We start from the raw sequence: 15,807 nt of genomic DNA, 5'->3' as shown, positions 1-15,807 counted from the left end.
CCGGCCGGATCAGAATGTGAAGCGCGACTGCGCCGTGCCGCGCAGCGGCTTGGTCCAGGTGTCGAAGACCTGGGTGGTTTCAAAGTTGGCCGCGCTGGTGCGGGTGATGCGGCAGGCCGTCATGATGGGGTTGTGGCCCACGATGGCCACCAAGCGGCCGCCCACGGCCAACTGGTATTTCAGGGCGTCCGGCACACAGGGCACCGAGCCGGTGACCAGGATGGCGTCGTATTCGGCCGTGCCCCAGCCCGCATGGGCGTCGCCGGTTTCCAGAACCACGTTGCCGATTTGCTGGCGGGCCAGGTTGGCCTGGGCGAAGGCGGCCAGGCGGCTGTCGATTTCGATGCTGGTCACCTGCTGGCACAGGCGCGACATCAGGGCCGCCTGATAGCCCGAGCCGGTGCCGATTTCCAGCACGCAGTCGCTGGGCTGCAATTGCAGTTCTTCGATGAGCTTGGTCTCGACCTTGGGCGAGAGCATGTGTTCGCGGCTGTCCACCCCGTCGATGATGAGCGGGAGCTCGGTGTCGGTGAAGGCCAGCGCGCGCAGCTGCGGCGGCACAAAACATTCGCGCGGCATGTCGAATACGGCCTGCAGCAGGTGTTCGTCCTGGACATTCCAGGGGCGGATCTGCTGCTCGATCATGTTGAAGCGGGCACGTTCGGCGTCGGGGATATCGTTGGCGTTCATCTTGCGGGTGGCCTTGGGGTTAACGTGAACAGATTATAGGCGACTTAGGCCGGTGCGCCCCAGAGCGCATGGTAGTGGTGCACCGGCCCGTGGCCCGACCCGACCCGCAGTTGGCCGGCGGCGGCGATGGCGCGTTCCAGATAGTGCTTGGCCTGGCGCGCGGCCTCGGGCACGTCCTGGGTGCGGGGCAGCAGGGCGGCCAGCGCCGCCGAGAGCGTGCAGCCGGTGCCGTGGGTGTTTTTCGTGTGGATGCGCCGCCCCGGGAGTTCGATCATGCGGTCGCCGTCGTGCAGCAGGTCGATCGTGTCGTCGCCCGGCAGGTGGCCGCCTTTCAGGAACACCCAGTGCCGGTCGCTGTCCGGCAGCAGGCGGCGCAGGCGTTCGGCCACGCGGCGCATTTCCTTCAGGGTCTCCACCGGGCGCTCGTCCAGCAGCACGCCGGCTTCGGGCAGATTGGGCGTGATGACGTGGGCCAGGGGCAGCAGGCCTTCGCGCAGGGCGTCGACGGCCTGGCGTTCCAGCAAGTGGTCGCCGCTCTTGGCCACCATCACGGGGTCCAGCACCAGGTGGGCGGGTTGCCAGTGGGCCAGGCGGTCGGCCACCGTGCGCGTGACGCCGGCCTGACCCAGCATGCCGATTTTCACGGCATCCACCCGCACGTCGGCGAACAGCGTGTCGATCTGGGCGGCCACGAATTCCGGCGGCACGGGGGAAATCCCCGTGACCGCCTGGGTGTTCTGGGCGGTCAGGGCGGCGATCACCGCCATGCCGTAGGCCCCCAGGGCGCTCATGGTCTTGACGTCGGCCAGGACGCCGGCCCCCCCGGAGGGGTCGACGCCGGCGATGGATAGGGTGTTGGGAATCATTGCGATAGAGCCCATGAAAGACGTGTCGGGCGCTTGGCCGGCCGGGATGCGGTCGGGCCGGATCAAGCGGGCGGGGTGCCGGATTCGGGCGGTGGATTCAGGCCGCGCGCGTGGACGGCAGCAGGCCTTCGGTGGGCGAACTGGGGTCGGCGTCGTAGTATTTGCGTTTGACCCGGCCCGCCAGGTAGGCGTGCCGCCCGGCCTCGACGGCCATCCGCATGGCCTGGGCCATGCGGATGGGATCGCGCGCGCCGGCGATGGCGGTATTCATGAGAATGGCGTCGCAGCCGAGTTCCATGGCAATGGCGGCGTCGGATGCCGTGCCGACCCCGGCGTCCACCAGCACGGGGACTTGGGCCTGGTCGATGATCAGGCGCAGGTTCCAGGGGTTGAGAATACCCATGCCCGAGCCGATCAGCGACGCCAGCGGCATCACCGCCGCCACGCCGATGTCTTCGAGCATGCGGCATTGGATGGGGTCGTCGCTGCAGTACACCATGACGTCGAAGCCGTCGGCCACCAGGGTGCGGGCGGCGGCCAGCGTTTCGGGCATATTGGGAAACAGGTTGCCCGCGTCGCCCAGGACTTCGAGCTTGCACAGTTTGTGGCCGTCCAGCAGTTCGCGCGCCAGGCGCAGCGTGCGCACGGCGTCGTCGGCGGTATAGCAGCCCGCCGTGTTGGGCAGAATGGTGTAGCGGTCGGGGGAGAGGAAATCCAGCAGGTTGGGTTCGCCCGGATTTTGCCCGATGTTGGTGCGGCGGATGGCCACCGTGACGATTTCGGCCCCGCTGGCTTCGATGGCGTCGCGGGTCTGGTCGAAATCGCGGTATTTGCCCGTGCCCACCAGCAGGCGGGACTGGAAACTGCGGTTGGCGATGGTGAGCGGATCAGAGGGGGTCATGGTATGTGGCGAGGTGGCTTCGAGGAGTCCCTAAGAATAAATCATTTGCAGGGCCTTGTTCAGTGGCGCGGCCATGATAAGAATGGTCATGATGATATATGTAATAAAGTGAGATTTTGTTGTATAAAATGGCGCATTCGTAAAAAAATATAATACGGAGGGTATATGCGCGGAAAATTTTTGGTGCGTATCGGGGGCGTATGTCTGGGGGCTGCGCTGTTGGCCGGCTGCGCGGGGACGCGCACGGTCAGCCAGGAGTCCGCGGCCGACTATCTGGCGCAGTCCGATTATCGGGCGTATGCGGGGCAATATCTCAACCCCCTCACCGGCGAACCCAGCTACGATCCCAAGAGCCTGCTGGATTCACTGGAGGCCGGCAAGGCCTTCAACGATGCCGGGATGTGGGCATTGAGCCGCGATGCCTTCGACGCCGCCGCCAGCCAGCTGAACTGGAAAGAAGACACGGTGGACACGCCCGCCGAGGTCGCCAACCTGCTGGGCACCACCCTGACCAGCGATGCCTTCGGGGCCTATCAGGGCAAAATCCACCAGGGCGTCCTGATTGATTACTACCAGGCCATCAATCACCTGATGCTGGGCAGCGAGGCCGATGCCCGGGTGGATTTCAACCGCCTGCAGGTGCGCCAGGGCAATGCGGAAACCCAGCTCAAGGCTTATGCCAAGACGGTCGACAAGACGGTCAAGGACGGCCTGCGCGACGATCAGAGCGCTGGGGCGCGTGAAAGCCTGGGCGAAGTCGGCCCCAAGATCGCGGATGGGATAAAGGATCTGCCCAGCGGCCTGGTGCGATCCAAGATCCGTCTGTCGGCCGGGGATGTCATGAGCGCGGTGTTTCGCGCCACGTCTTCGGCGCAGTCCGACAAGCGCCAGAACCTGGCGCGCGACATGCTGAAAAGCGCCAATGCCGCCAGCGCCACGCGGGGCGGCAATGCCGTCATCGCCTATCTGGGGCGTGAGCTCAAGCGCGGCAAGGGCGCGCTGGACAACAAGGTCATCATCGTCTACGAAGACGGCATCGGCCCCAGTCTGACAGAATTCCGCCTGGATCTGCCCCTGTTCATCGTGACCGGCAAGGTCACGTACACCGGCATCGCGTTGCCGCAGTTCGTGCCCGGCAGCCCCGCGTTCGGCGGGCTGATGGTGGGGGCGGGCAAGACCCAACAGGAAACCGCCACACTGACCGACCTCAACGAACTGGCCGGCCTGGAATTCGACACGGCCTACAAGGGGGTTGTCGCCAAGGCGGTCATCTCCACCACCATCAAGACTGCCGCGCAAGCCGTGGTCAATCACCAGATCGACCGGCAAAACATGAATCCCCTGATCGGGACTTTGCTGAAGCTGGGCACCGGCGCGGCCCAATTCGCCCTGACCAAGGCCGATACGCGCGCCTGGGCCAACCTGCCCAATACCATTCAGATGGTGGTGGTGGATCGTCCCGCCACGGGCCGGCTGCTGCTGGCCGGCCCGTTGGGCCAACCGGTGGCGGATGTCCCCATTGAGCCAGGCGTCAACACGCTGGTGCTGGTCAAGGCGTCGGGCACCCTGGGCCAGCCCGCCGTGTATGTTCAGCCGCTGCCCGCGCAGGACGCCGTGCCCCCGCTGAAAGCCGCGCCGCCCGCAATCACCACGAAAAAGGTTTGACATGAAACACGTTTTTTGGCTTGGGGCGCTGTTGTCCGTGGGGATGGCGGCGGGTGCCGCCGCCCAGGCCGCCGCCCCCCGGGTGGTGACCTGCGACACCACCGTCGCCCCGCGGGCCTTGCTGAAAGTGCAGGATGAAGCCACCCCCAAGGGCGCGGTGGTGCGGGATGTCTCCCTGGTCACGCTGGCCAGCGGCCTGAAGGCCGTGCAGTTTTCCGTGCGCAATGCGCGCAGCCCCAACCCCTTCAATACCATTCTCCAAGTCCGGTACACCGTCCATTGGACGGACGATTGCGGTCGCCGGATCATGACGGGCGCACAGGTGCTCGACGGCCTGATGCTGGATCCCGGCCGCGAGGAAATCGTCCAGTCCGTGGCCATGGATCGCCACGCCACCCATGCCGTATTGCGGATCACGGTAGAAAATTAAGTCTCAGGAACCCCGATGAAAAAAATTTCTTTGATGGCCGTGATGGCCTTGGCCCTGGCCGGTTGTCAGACCATGCCGGTCGTGTCCAGCAACCCCAACGCCGAACTCAGCCGCACGGGCAAGCCCGGCATGGTGTCGTTTGGCCTGCAAAGCACGGATTTTGAATACGCCGCCAAAAAGGCCGTGCAGGAATTTCTGGAATCCCCCTATGCCCAGAAGCCCGGCGGCAGCCGCTGGGTGGTGCAGATGGGCGACGTCGTGAACGACACCACGTTCCGCATCGACACCGCCAGCATGACGTCGCGCATGAAACGCGACATGACCAAGACCGGGCAGTTCATCTTTACCGGGGCCACCGGGGCCGAGCGCACCAGTTTTGTGCAGGATTCCCGCCAACTCAGCAAGTCCAAGATGTTCAAGCAGTCCACCGTGGCGCGCAATGGCACGGTGATCGCCCCCGACCTGGAAATGCTGGGCGCGATCCGTCAGCGCACGCTGGTGGATGGCAGCGGCAAGCAACAGCAGCTGGAATACGAGTTCGACTTCCGCGTGGTCGAGCGCGATTCCGGCCTGGAAATCTTCCAGGCGTTCGTCCCCATCGAAAAGCTGGGGTCCAATCAGAACTTTGCCTGGTAAGGGGGCGCATATGTTCAAGCCAAGTCCGCTCGTCGCAGCCCTGTGCCTGCTGGCCGCCCAGGCCAGCTTCGCCCAGGACGCCGCGCCGGATACCCCCGCCCAGGCGCAGCCGGCGACCCTGGCGCAGGCGGGCGACATCTCCGCCCCGGTGGCGCAGGCGCCCGAAGCCCTGCTGGAACAAGCCACCTCGGCGGATGCCCTGCCCAGCGCCCCCGCACAAAGCTATGCCGACTGGGTCGCCGCCTTTGAAAAAGAATTTGGCCAGACCATGAGCACCGCCAAGGATGGCAAGGTGTTTTATGCGGGCATGGCCACGATTTCCGCCGACAGCGCCGCCGATCCGCATTACGGCAGCCAACTGGCCCTGGCCTACGAACGCGCTTTGTTCGATTTGCAGGCGGATTACATCCTGCAAAACTATGGCCGCTTGAGATCCGAAGCCGTGCGCACCGTGTTCGAGAATCAGTCCAGCGACAAGGACGCAATCGATCCGCTCGAACTGAACCAGGCTTTGGCGGCCGGGGGCGGCCGCCTGGAAGCCTTGTTCGACAAGGCATTGACGCTGGTGGATAAAAAACTGGATAACGCCCTGGTCGAAGAAGGCGTCCCGGCCGAAGACATCCAGAAGATGTCGGTGGAACAGAAAAAAAACCTGTACAAGGATAATTTCAATAAAAAAGTCATCAAGTCGGCTTACCAGAACATGCAGGGGCTGGTGCCGGTCAAGACCCGTATTTTTCCTGTCGAAGCCAATGGCAAGAAAACCATGGCCGTGGCGGTGATTGCCGTGCAGTCCGAAAAAACCCGCCAGTTCGCCCGGGACATCGCCCGCAAGCGGCCCACGCTGGTCAAAGGCAATCCCAAGTCGCTGAACGATATCCTGCCCGCGGATCAGGCCGGCTACTTGAATGAAATCGGCTTGCGCTATGTGTATGACGAGTCCGGCCGGCCCATGCTGTTGGCCTATGGCCGCACTTCGGTGCCGATGGACCCCGGCTGGAGCGCGTCGCGCGCCTTGCGGGCCCAGCAAAATGCCCAGGGCGTGGCCCAGGCCATGGCCGAGGCCAATATCATCGAGTTCATGAACACCAATGTCCAGGTGTCCACGTCGGCCGAGATCGGGGACATCAGCGAAGAATGGGCCAAGCAGATCACCGACATCACCAACGGCAAGCCGGGCGATGTGCGGCAACTGAAAGAAAACATCCGCGAAACCACCCAGACTTTCTTCAAATCCGGCAAAGCCTCCGCCGCCGGGGATTTGCGCGGCACCTCGGTGCTGAAGCGCTGGGAGCAGAAAGACGACAACGGCGTGGTGCACGTCGGCACCGTGGTGGGCTGGACGTATGGTCAGCTGGACAACGCCAATGCCATTGACGCGCAGAAACGCGGCCAGGCCCAAGGCGCGCAGGCAACGGGGGCCGCCGCAGGCGGCGTCAGCGACCAGTCCCGCCAGTCCAAGGCCGTCAACACCAAGGACGACTTCTGATCCGGCGCTGGCCGGCCCGCCCCTGCGCTTGTCAAAGGCGCCGCAGGGGCGGGCCGGACGGCACATTCGAGGCGACCCGCCCGGCAGGGCATGGGGCCTCGTTTCCCCGGCCTGATTCTGTGATTTAGTTTTTACCGGATACCGCCATGAAAGCATTGATTTCCGCCTGGATTTTGGCCCTGGTCTTTGGCCTGGGGAGCTTGATGCCCGCCGCTGCCCAGGTGACGGAAGCCACAGTCACCGCCGATGGCCAGGGATTGAGCCGGGATGACGCCATCCAGGCCGCCCTGGTCAATGCGGCCAGCCAGGCCTTTGGCGTGCGCCTGGCGTCACAGTCCGTGGTGCAAAACACGGCGGTGGACGCCGCCGTCGATGCCGAAGACCATTCGGTACTGGTCAGCGTGCTGAACAAAAGCGTGCAACAGGCCTTGAATACACCGCAGAATGCACCGATTCTCGGCTATGACGTCAACAACGTTTTTCAAGCGGGCAGCGGTTGGGAGGCCACCGTCACCCTGCGCTACGCCAAGTTTGAACGCATGGGGGCGGATACCAACCGGCGCAGTGCCGTGGTGGTCAGCAACAATAAGCGCTATCGCGCCTTGCTGATCCAGACGGTGGGCGAATCCCTGGTGGGATCGCGCCGCTTCGACGTGCTCAACCGTGAAAACGACGCACTCTTTCAGGACGAAAAAGCGTTCATTGCCGGGGACGATGCCGCCGACGCCGAAATGGCCCGCCTGTCGCAGGCCAGCGGGGCGGATTACCTGGTGGTGGCCAGCCTGCCCAGCCTGGGGGTGAGCAACAACCAGCGCGAAACCATTGCGATGACCGGCGAAGTCCTGGTCAAGAGCGCCGCCAGCGGCACCCTGCAGTTGCAGGTCATCGAATTCGCCTCGCGCAAGGTCAAGTGGTCGGGGTCGCAAAAGTTCGGCGGCACCTATCCGGGGGCCACCAGCGTCGGGTCCGCCACCCTGTCCAGGCTGATCAGCGGGGCGGCGGACAAGCTGATCGACCGCATGGTGGCCGCCATCTACCCGATCCAGGTGGTGAAGGTGGTCAAGGCGGATACCGCCATCATCAACCGGGGCGAGGGCGGGGTGGCCGTGGGCGAGACCTATGCCGTCTTCGAGGCCGGCGAAGAACTGATCGACCCCCAAAGCGGCGAATCCCTGGGCTCGATGGAAACCGAAATCGGCCTGGGCAAGATCACCCAGGTCAAGCCCAAGTTCGCCTTTTTGCGGATGTCCACTGGGGCCTTGTCCGAAGGCACGACCTATATCGTGCGCAAGACCGATAAAAAGCCTGCGGTGGCCGCCAAGCCCGCCCCTCGCAAAAAGGCGGCCAGCCAGCCGCAACCGCCCGATCGGGGCGATGTGTTCCTGAACAACTGAGGGGCATCGCGCTTCAAGGCTGCAGGGGGCCTGCGCCACCCCTGCAGCCCCTGCCGGCGCGCATCGCGCGGTGTGCTTAAAATGCCTGTTTATCTTGCGCTGAGGAATCCAGCATGACTGACCACACCCCAAGCCCGGTCGCAGCCGGCGGCCGCAACCCCGATGCGGGCAAGCAGATCGCCCAGCTGGTGTACATCCTGCAGGCTGTGGGTTTCTTTTTGGGCGGCGTCCCCATCCTGGTGGGGATCATCATCAACTATGTGAAGCGGGCCGATGTCCAGGGCACGCTTTGGGCGTCGCACTTTCGCTGGCAGATTCGCACGTTCTGGTTCTCCCTGCTGTGGGCGATCATCGGCGGCCTGTTGTTGTTCGTGGCTATCGGCGGCCTGATTCTGCTGGCCAACGCCGTCTGGACCATCTACCGCGCCGTCAAGGGCTGGCTGTACCTGAATGACGGCAAGCCGATGTATTGATGGAAGCGGCCGTCAGGCCGTGCTTCAGCCCGATGGCTGGCCGCTTGGGCGCCTGGCCCCGCTTTCCCCTTGCGCCAGGTCTTCGCAGATGACTTCCGCCGCGTCCACCAGCCGGGGGCCGGGACGGTGCAGCCAGTCGGGGTTGACGGCGTAGACCCGGCCTGCGCGGGCGGCGGACAGGCCATGGTCGGCCCACCAGCGGGTGCGGGCAGCCAGGGTTTCATGCCCGTAGGGTGACACGATCAGCACCTGGGGGTTCAGGTGCAGCACGGTTTCCACACTGACCTGGGGGGCGGCGATGGGGCTGTCGGCATAAGGGTTGACGCCGCCGCAGCGGGTCAGGATGTCGTTGATCAGCGGGGTGTTGCCCAGGGTGTACAGCGGGTCGGCGCTGATTTCAATGAATACCGAGACAGGGGGAGCGTCCGCCGTCGCCGCCGCGCGGGGGGGGCTTGCGCGGGATGCGTCTGCGCCCGTTTGGCCCATGGCGTCCGGTCTGGTCTGGCCCAGCGCGTCGATGCGCCGCTGCAGATCCCGCGCCTGGCTGTCGGCCTGAGCGGCGGTGTCCAGCTGCCGGCCCAACTGGCGCACCAGGCGGGGGATGTCGTCCAGGGACTGCGGATTGGCATAGACCAGCGGGATGCCCAGGGGCTGCAGGCGATGGGCCAGCGCCTGGGTGGCTTCGGTGGGATACCAGGCCGCCACCAGGGTGGGGCGCAGGGCCAGCACGGCTTCGTCGCTGGGCTGCACCCCGTCGCCGACGCGGGGAATATCGCGGGCGGCGGGGGGATAGTCGCTGTGCAGCACCGTGCCCACGATGGATGCCCCCGCCCCGGCGGCATAGACCAGCTCGGTGACGCTGGGGGCCAGGGTGATCACCCGGTGCGGGGCTGTCAGCGGGGCCGTTGCGGCCCGCGCCGCCGGGCCGGCCCCGGCGGGGGCCGGCGCGCCCCATGCCAGCGCCAGCGCGCAGACTGCGGCGGCGAGCCGCGCCGGCACACCATGGTTGACCGCCCGCGTCCAGCCGCTGCCCGCCATGGCTTTACATCCGCCAGGACAGGTTCACGAACACATTGGATCCCGGCGTGCGGTAGCCGTCCACGCGCACGTAGTCCTTGTCCAGCACGTTGTTCCAGCGCACCTGCATGCCCAGCGATTTGCTGAAGTCGTATGCGGCGGTCAGGTTGACCAGGCTGTAGCCGCCCAGGGTGGTGCGGTTGGCGGCATCGGCGTAGCGGTTGCCGGTGTATTGGTATTCAGCGCCCAGCTTCCAGGCCTGGATGCGGTGCTCCACGGCCAGATAAAACACCTGGCGCGCCCGCAGCTGCAGTTGCGAACCCTCGCCCGCGCCGGGATCGTCGTTGCGCGGATCCAGCAGATCCACGCTGCCGCGCAGGGTGGTATTGCCCAGGGTGTGTTCGCCCGCCAGGGTCAGGCCGCGTAGGGTGGCCTGGTTCACGTTGGCCGGGGATGTCATCCAGGTGACGGGGTCGGACACATTGATGATCAGGTCGCGCACTTTGTTCTGGTAGGCGGTCAGCCGGATCAGGGTGGCGTCGTCCTGGTATTGCAGGTGGGCTTCGATATTGCGCGATTTTTCCGGTTTCAGGTCGGGGTTGCCCTGGTAGAACATCCCGCCGCCCTGGTACAGGTCGGCGAAGGTGGGGGCGCGAAAGCCGGTGCTGCCCGCCGCGCCCACTTGCCAGCGGTCTGTCAGGTCGATATCCAGGCCCAGGCCGCCGGTGACCTGGCTGCCGTGGTCGCTGTAGTTGTCGTTGCGCAGGCTGGCCTGGGTGTGCAGGCGATCCACCCTGCCTTTATAGATCAGGGCCAGGCTATTGATATTGCGCCCGTTTTCTTCGTAATCGAAATCGCTGTTGATGCGTTCTTCAACGCGCTCGCCCAGGATCGACACGCGGTGATCCGGGCGGATCTGGAAATTATTCTGCCAGGACCAGGTGCGTTTCAGGCTGGAATGCACGAACGAGCCTTCCGTCGGGCGGCGGTAGTCCAGCGAATCCCGGGTCCAGCCGAAGCGCAGCACGCTTTCCCAGATGGGGGTGATCTGATCGGTGCTGGTGATGGCATAGGCCTGTTGGCGCACCAGGTTGCGCACATTGTCCTCGGTGGCATAGGGGAAATCGTCCTGGGCCCCGTCGGAATCCGCATGCAGGTAGGTGCTGTAGGCCATCAGCCCGATGTGGTGGCCGGGTTGCCACTGATAGCCCAGGGTGCCGGACCAGCCGTGGTTGTTGTAGCCGTCCTTGTCGGTGTAGTGGCCCCAGCTGTCGGTGCTGCTGTTATTGGCAAAATGCCCGCGCATCACGTCAAAACCGCTGCTGCTGCCGATGCTGCCCGCCAGGCTGTAGTCCCAGCCGTGGCTGGCGCCCGACAGGCCCGCGCTGAACTTGAGGGTGTTGTATGTGCCATAGCCCGCGTTGGCCCAGGCCGACAGCGGACGATCCTGCACGCCTTTTTTGGTGATGATGTTGATCACCCCGCCGATGGCGTCGGAGCCGTACAGGCTGCTGGCCGCCCCGCGCAGGATTTCCACGCGCTCCACCAGGGCCGGGTCGATGGCTTCCAGGCGGGTGCCGCCCGACAGCAGTTCGGACATGCGCAGGCCATCCACCAGCACCAGGGTCTGGTTGGCATTGGCCCCGCGCAGGAAAATGCCGCTGGCGGTTTGCGGGCCGCCGTTGCTGATGATCTGCACGCCGGGCTGGCGGCCGATGATTTCGGTGATGCTGTCGCCCCGGGCGGCGGCCAGCTGATCCTGGCCGATGACGGTGACGTCGCCCACCGCATCGGCCAGGGGCTCGGCGCTGCGGCTGGCCGTGACGACGATGCTGTGCAGCGCCTGGATTTCGGGGGTGGGGGTTTGGGCCGTGGCGGCCAGGGGGAAAAGACAGGAAACGGCGAGCAATGCGCGCCGTGGCAATGGGTGATTCATGACAGGCCCTGTGAGGGTGCGCGTCCCCGCACACCATGATGGTCAACGCCCGCAGGCCTTTGGACGGGCCGCCGGCAAAGGCGGCGGGCCGAAATGGAGGCGATGCGGGTATCAGGAGGTTGAATCAGGCCGGTATCGGGCTGACGCCTGCGGGGGCCGGAGCCGGGGCAGGCGCACACCGTTGCGGGGGCAGCACAGCTGGGTTCGGTGAACCGTCTGTTTCCCGTTTAGATGCCCGACGGATTGCGATGGCCGGGCATACCTGTTTCGGCGGGTATTATAGTGCGCGTCAGGCGGGCAGGGGCCGTGTCTTGAGACTGGGGACTCAAACGTGTGCGGCTCAGGCGTAGGTCGTGTCGCGGCGCCCGAACAGGGCTTTGAAAAGACGGGCCAGCAGGCTGGTTTGATGGGCTTGCGCGGCCCGGGCGGCGCGTTCTTCGGCCATCAGGCGTTCGAAAGCTTTGTTGACTGGATAGTCGGAAAACGGGACTAACATGCAGCTCTCCTAAGGGTTAACCCTAGTATAACAAGCGAGGCATGAAATAGCCAGTATGATTCCCGAAATCATGCCTCAGACCCGACGGAGACCTCGATGGCGGCCCAGCCCCGATTGCATTGCGTTTTTTCCTTGTTGTGCCTTGCCTTGATGCTTGCCCCCGCCGGTGCGCAGGCCTATGACGCGCAGGCGGTCGTTCGGGAAGACGGCGCTCAGGTTTTCGAAGTGCGGTTTTTCGGCCCGCAGGACGGCGCATTTTGGTTCGGCGACCAGCTGGACACCGACCTTGTTGCCACCTGGCAGCTGGATGCCGATCAGAAAACCAATATTCTGCACGCCGCCGACTATTGGGCCTCGGTCATTCGCCCCCTGCCGGGCGGGACCGTCGGGGTATTGAATATCGGCACCTATGACGAGTCCGGGGCATTCGGGTCCAGTCAGCCCTTGAGCAACGGGCAGACGTACAAGGTCCCGCTGCAGATTGCGCTGCAGGGCGAAGCCCTCCCGGCGGCCAGTCTGCCCTATGGGGCGCACGGGATTTTCGCCATGGGCACCATGGATTGGCTGCCCGGGGTCAACCCCTGGATGCCGATCGGCGACCAGAATGGCCTGAACATGGCGGCGGTGGCGGTGCACGAATTCGCGCATACCCTGGGGGTCAGCAACAGTAATTTCTATGCGTCGCCCACCAAGCCTTTCTTCAACGAAGCGTTCACCGCGTGGGCCGAGCACTTGGTGGACGATCATGGCCGGCCGGCCCGTCCGGGGCAGGCCATTTTGTGCGCATTGTGCAGCAATACCGACCCCGATGGCTTCGACGTGCGCCAGGATCAGGGGCTGTTTGTCGGCGCGCACGTGCAAGACGCCCTGGAGGGCGGCTTGCCGGGCATCCCGGTCAAGATGCTGCGCCAGGATGTGTTCGGGGCCTATTCCCTGGACACCGACACCATGAGCCATCTGGAGCTGAAAAACAGCCTGATGAGCCACCAGAAATACCGCAACTATACGCGGCTGATGGAGGCCGAACTGGCGGTCATGCAGGACCTGGGCTATCACATCGACCGGCGCAACTTCTATGGCCGATCCGTCTATGGCAGCGGCTTGGATATTGTCAATACCCGGGGGTATTTCGCCCGCAATGCGGCGGGCACGGCCTATCTGGATCAGCAGGCCAACCCCACCGCGCTGGGCGTGGGCCTGCATGTGTACGGCAGTCATAACCGTATCCGCCAGCAGGCGGACTTGTTGACCAGCGGGGCGGGGGCGACGGGGATACGCGTGGATGGCGAGGCCAACCAACTGGTGGTCGCCCCCGGCGTGCGGGTGCATGCGCAAGGGCAGAATGGCCAAGGGGTGCTGCTGGCCTATGGCCGGGGGCATCGGCTGGCGGTGCGCGGCGATGTCCAGGCCCTGGGCAGCCAGGGGGTGGGCCTGCGCTTCGATTTTGGCCACAACCTGGGCAGCGGCGATGCCGTCGAGTACCGGGGGTCTTATATCCGCACGTCCACCGAGGGCGCAATTCCCTTGTTGCCCGAACTGGATGGCGCCCTGGCCGATCAGGTGGACATCAGCGGTGTGGTGGCCGGGGCGGGGGCCGCGCTGTACATGGCGGACAATGCCCTGGTCGAACAGGTCAATATCCTGAGGGGCGCGCGCATTCAGGGCGACATCGTATCGGATTACGCCCAGCGGGACGCGCAGGGCGACCTGCGTTTGACCACGCTGTCCTTTGGCCGGCAAGCGGATGCGGACGGCTGGGCCACGGATCGGGCCGATGCGGATTTCCGCTTTGTCTATGACGGCAATATCCAGGGGCGGGACAACCTGACCCTGGTTTTCGCCGGCGGGCAGACCCGGCTGGACGGCCACCACCAGGTGCGGGGGGCCGTGATCCGTCCCCAGGCGGCGCTGGGCGGCCTGGGCCAGTACGATCTGGCCGCCGCCGGTACCGCATTGCTCAACCAGGGGGTGCTGGCGCCTGGCGGCGCGGATGCCCTGGGGCGCATCACGGTTTGGGGCGACTATATCCAGGCCGCATCCGGGACCTTGTCGGCGCGTTTCGACACCCAGGGGCAGTCCGACGTGCTGGCCGTCGAGGGCGTGGCCAGCCTGCAAGGCGCGTTGGATCTGCACGCCCTGCCGGGCTGGTATGCCGATGGCTGGCTGTCCGCCGTTCAGCCCCTGCGGGCGGATCAGGTCGCCGGGCAATTCGACGCGGTGCGGTTCGCCCCGGTGTCGCCCACCTTGGCGTTCAGCGCGCTGCCCGACGGGCCGGGGCAATATCGCCTGGGCATGACCCGCGCGGCCGATGCCTATGGCCGCTACGGGGCGGACGGCAACGACCGCCGGGTGGGCCAGGCCTTGGCGCAGTTGGCGGCCCGGGGGCCGCAGGCCGCCCAGGGGTTGCTGGCCAGCCTGGATTTCTCGGCGGCCGATGGCAGCCAAGTGAGGCGTGCCTTGCCGCAGCTGTCGGCCGCCGGCTATAACGCGGCGCTGGCCGCCTCGCTGCGGCGCGACCGTCTGGCGCTGGATACGGCCCAGGCGCAGGTGGCCGACGTCCCCGACGCGCAAGCGGCGGGCTGGACAGGATATGCCGCCTTGTTTGGCGGGGCGGGGCGCCAGGAGGCGCAGGATGGGCTCGTCGCCAGCCGGGACACCCTGTATGGCGTCGTCATCGGCGGCAGCCGCCGCCTGGATCGCGCCCCGGATGTCCGCGTGGGCCTCAGCCTGGACGCCGCCGAGCAGACCGTGGATCTGAAAGCACCCTGGTCGGGCCAGGCCAAGGCCACCGCCCTGGGCCTGGGCGGGCAGTGGCGCTACCAGCCCGACGCCTGGGCCGGGCCATATCTGTCGGGCGGTGCGCGCCTGGGGGTCGAACGTAGCCGTTTGACCCGCACCCTGGGTTTTGCCGACTACAGCGCCCGCCACGAAGCCCGCTGGACGGGCTACCAGGCGGCGGCCCAGCTGGCCGGCGGCTACCTGTTCGCCTTGTCCGGCAGCGTATCCGCCGGGCCGTTTGCCGCGCTGGATTACGCCCGCAGCCAACGCCCGGCCGTGGATGAATCCGGCCCCCGTGCCAGCCGTCTGCAATTGGACAGCCAGCACGCCGACACCCTGCGTACCCGCCTGGGCCTGACCGCCCAGGCCCGTTGGGATCAGCCCGACGGCAGCGCCTGGGCCGCCCAGGCCCGCCTCAGCTGGGATCATGACTGGCTGTCCCGATCCGTGAGCCAGTCCGCCCGCTTCGCCGCCCAACCCGCCGTGTCCTTCGACACTGACAACGCCCTGCTGCCGCGCAATCTGCTGGGACTGCGCGCCGGGCTGTCCTGGCAGCGCGGCGACCGTCTGTCCATCGGCCTGGATCTCGGCGGTCAAACCGGCGGCGGCTACCAGGCCATTGACGGCCGCCTGACCGCCCGCTGGACGTTCTGATCCTCCCAGGCGCATGCCCGCGCCCGGCGTTCACGGCCCGGCGTTCACGAAGCAACCGTCCCGTTTTTGAGCGGCGGGCCGAAAACCCCCAGGCGGTGGTTTTCGGCCCGCCAAGGCGCTCGGGCGGCAGATAAGATGGACAGATAAGACGGAAAGATAGCAGCGCTGCGGACGGCCATCCTCCATGGCGGCGTGCCGCATGGTGACGTAATCGGCGGTTCTCGTGTGTGCTCGGGCTTATCCGATTCGTCTTATTGGAACAGCCGCCGCCGATCCGCTTCCTCTCATTGGAACAGCCGCCGCCACAGGCCACGACACCGCATCACCGCCGCAGATCACGACACCGCATCACCGCCACAGGTCACGACACCGCATCACCGCC

At 65.8% G+C, this 15,807-nt stretch carries 13 protein-coding genes and 1 riboswitch; of the genes, 7 read left to right on the top strand and 6 right to left on the bottom strand.

Going from position 1 to position 15,807, the window contains the following annotated elements:
- Nucleotides 1-9 precede the first annotated feature (9 nt).
- The 3 genes from ACMHYJ_RS07540 to ACMHYJ_RS07530 all read right to left on the bottom strand — a co-directional run bounded on the left by ACMHYJ_RS07540 (nt 10) and on the right by ACMHYJ_RS07530 (nt 2,457).
- Complete coding sequence (locus ACMHYJ_RS07540) at nt 10-690, bottom strand: protein-L-isoaspartate O-methyltransferase family protein (protein ID WP_414245601.1); 681 nt, start codon at nt 688-690, stop codon at nt 10-12.
- Nucleotides 691-734: 44 nt separating this feature from the next.
- Nucleotides 735-1,556, bottom strand: a complete 822-nt coding sequence (gene thiD / locus ACMHYJ_RS07535) for a bifunctional hydroxymethylpyrimidine kinase/phosphomethylpyrimidine kinase (RefSeq protein WP_414245697.1) — start codon at nt 1,554-1,556, stop codon at nt 735-737.
- 97 nt (nt 1,557-1,653) lie between these two features.
- A complete protein-coding gene (locus tag ACMHYJ_RS07530) occupies nt 1,654-2,457 on the bottom strand; it encodes a thiazole synthase (protein WP_414245600.1) in 804 nt (267 codons plus the stop codon).
- A 165-nt stretch (nt 2,458-2,622) separates the two neighbouring features.
- Between ACMHYJ_RS07530 and ACMHYJ_RS07525 the strand changes: the two genes are divergently transcribed.
- The 6 genes from ACMHYJ_RS07525 (at nt 2,623) to ACMHYJ_RS07500 (ending at nt 8,544) form a co-directional block, all read left to right on the top strand.
- Nucleotides 2,623-4,122, top strand: a complete 1,500-nt coding sequence (locus tag ACMHYJ_RS07525) for a hypothetical protein (RefSeq protein ID WP_414245599.1) — start codon at nt 2,623-2,625, stop codon at nt 4,120-4,122.
- Nucleotide 4,123: 1 nt separating this feature from the next.
- Complete coding sequence (locus ACMHYJ_RS07520) at nt 4,124-4,552, top strand: hypothetical protein (protein ID WP_414245598.1); 429 nt, start codon at nt 4,124-4,126, stop codon at nt 4,550-4,552.
- 15 nt (nt 4,553-4,567) lie between these two features.
- The gene (locus ACMHYJ_RS07515) at nt 4,568-5,188 is read left to right on the top strand and encodes a penicillin-binding protein activator LpoB (protein WP_414245597.1); all 621 of its coding nucleotides are present in this window, start codon (nt 4,568-4,570) and stop codon (nt 5,186-5,188) included.
- 10 nt (nt 5,189-5,198) lie between these two features.
- Nucleotides 5,199-6,677: a DUF6844 domain-containing protein gene (locus tag ACMHYJ_RS07510; protein ID WP_414245596.1), complete on the top strand. Its 1,479-nt coding sequence runs from the start codon at nt 5,199-5,201 to the stop codon at nt 6,675-6,677.
- 146 nt (nt 6,678-6,823) lie between these two features.
- A complete protein-coding gene (locus ACMHYJ_RS07505) occupies nt 6,824-8,071 on the top strand; it encodes a hypothetical protein (protein WP_414245595.1) in 1,248 nt (415 codons plus the stop codon).
- A gap of 113 nt (nt 8,072-8,184) precedes the next feature.
- On the top strand, nt 8,185-8,544 hold the full coding sequence (locus tag ACMHYJ_RS07500) for a DUF4870 family protein (protein ID WP_414245594.1): 360 nt from the start codon (nt 8,185-8,187) through the stop codon (nt 8,542-8,544).
- Nucleotides 8,545-8,568: 24 nt separating this feature from the next.
- Here ACMHYJ_RS07500 and ACMHYJ_RS07495 read toward each other — a convergent pair whose 3' ends face one another.
- The 3 genes from ACMHYJ_RS07495 to ACMHYJ_RS07485 form a co-directional block, all read right to left on the bottom strand.
- On the bottom strand, nt 8,569-9,582 hold the full coding sequence (locus ACMHYJ_RS07495; protein WP_414245593.1) for a cobalamin-binding protein: 1,014 nt from the start codon (nt 9,580-9,582) through the stop codon (nt 8,569-8,571).
- 4 nt (nt 9,583-9,586) lie between these two features.
- A complete protein-coding gene (locus ACMHYJ_RS07490) occupies nt 9,587-11,497 on the bottom strand; it encodes a TonB-dependent receptor plug domain-containing protein (protein WP_414245592.1) in 1,911 nt (636 codons plus the stop codon).
- A 109-nt stretch (nt 11,498-11,606) separates the two neighbouring features.
- Nucleotides 11,607-11,778, bottom strand: a riboswitch (cobalamin riboswitch).
- A 59-nt stretch (nt 11,779-11,837) separates the two neighbouring features.
- Entirely contained in the window at nt 11,838-11,993 is a 156-nt protein-coding gene (locus ACMHYJ_RS07485) for a hypothetical protein (protein ID WP_414245591.1), read from the bottom strand.
- A gap of 150 nt (nt 11,994-12,143) precedes the next feature.
- Here ACMHYJ_RS07485 and ACMHYJ_RS07480 point away from each other — a divergent pair, with 150 nt between their 5' ends.
- A complete protein-coding gene (locus ACMHYJ_RS07480) occupies nt 12,144-15,425 on the top strand; it encodes an autotransporter domain-containing protein (RefSeq protein ID WP_414245590.1) in 3,282 nt (1,093 codons plus the stop codon).
- Nucleotides 15,426-15,807 lie beyond the last annotated feature (382 nt).

The sequence above is a fragment of the Castellaniella hirudinis genome (assembly GCF_047468865.1).
GTDB classification, from domain to species: domain Bacteria; phylum Pseudomonadota; class Gammaproteobacteria; order Burkholderiales; family Burkholderiaceae_B; genus Castellaniella; species Castellaniella hirudinis_A.
This window is presented reverse-complemented; position numbering and strand designations above follow the sequence as displayed.

What these genes read in the sequence shown, in the direction of transcription:
- ACMHYJ_RS07530 (WP_414245600.1), bottom strand. Translation starts at nt 2,457, where the DNA reads ATGACCCCCTCTGATCCGCTCACCATCGCCAACCGCAGTTTCCAGTCC.
- ACMHYJ_RS07505 (WP_414245595.1), top strand. Translation starts at nt 6,824, where the DNA reads ATGAAAGCATTGATTTCCGCCTGGATTTTGGCCCTGGTCTTTGGCCTG.
- ACMHYJ_RS07495 (WP_414245593.1), bottom strand. Translation starts at nt 9,582, where the DNA reads ATGGCGGGCAGCGGCTGGACGCGGGCGGTCAACCATGGTGTGCCGGCG.
- ACMHYJ_RS07510 (WP_414245596.1), top strand. Translation starts at nt 5,199, where the DNA reads ATGTTCAAGCCAAGTCCGCTCGTCGCAGCCCTGTGCCTGCTGGCCGCC.
- thiD (WP_414245697.1), bottom strand. Translation starts at nt 1,556, where the DNA reads ATGATTCCCAACACCCTATCCATCGCCGGCGTCGACCCCTCCGGGGGG.
- ACMHYJ_RS07540 (WP_414245601.1), bottom strand. Translation starts at nt 690, where the DNA reads ATGAACGCCAACGATATCCCCGACGCCGAACGTGCCCGCTTCAACATG.
- ACMHYJ_RS07520 (WP_414245598.1), top strand. Translation starts at nt 4,124, where the DNA reads ATGAAACACGTTTTTTGGCTTGGGGCGCTGTTGTCCGTGGGGATGGCG.
- ACMHYJ_RS07525 (WP_414245599.1), top strand. Translation starts at nt 2,623, where the DNA reads ATGCGCGGAAAATTTTTGGTGCGTATCGGGGGCGTATGTCTGGGGGCT.
- ACMHYJ_RS07500 (WP_414245594.1), top strand. Translation starts at nt 8,185, where the DNA reads ATGACTGACCACACCCCAAGCCCGGTCGCAGCCGGCGGCCGCAACCCC.
- ACMHYJ_RS07480 (WP_414245590.1), top strand. Translation starts at nt 12,144, where the DNA reads ATGCTTGCCCCCGCCGGTGCGCAGGCCTATGACGCGCAGGCGGTCGTT.
- ACMHYJ_RS07515 (WP_414245597.1), top strand. Translation starts at nt 4,568, where the DNA reads ATGAAAAAAATTTCTTTGATGGCCGTGATGGCCTTGGCCCTGGCCGGT.
- ACMHYJ_RS07485 (WP_414245591.1), bottom strand. Translation starts at nt 11,993, where the DNA reads ATGTTAGTCCCGTTTTCCGACTATCCAGTCAACAAAGCTTTCGAACGC.
- ACMHYJ_RS07490 (WP_414245592.1), bottom strand. Translation starts at nt 11,497, where the DNA reads ATGAATCACCCATTGCCACGGCGCGCATTGCTCGCCGTTTCCTGTCTT.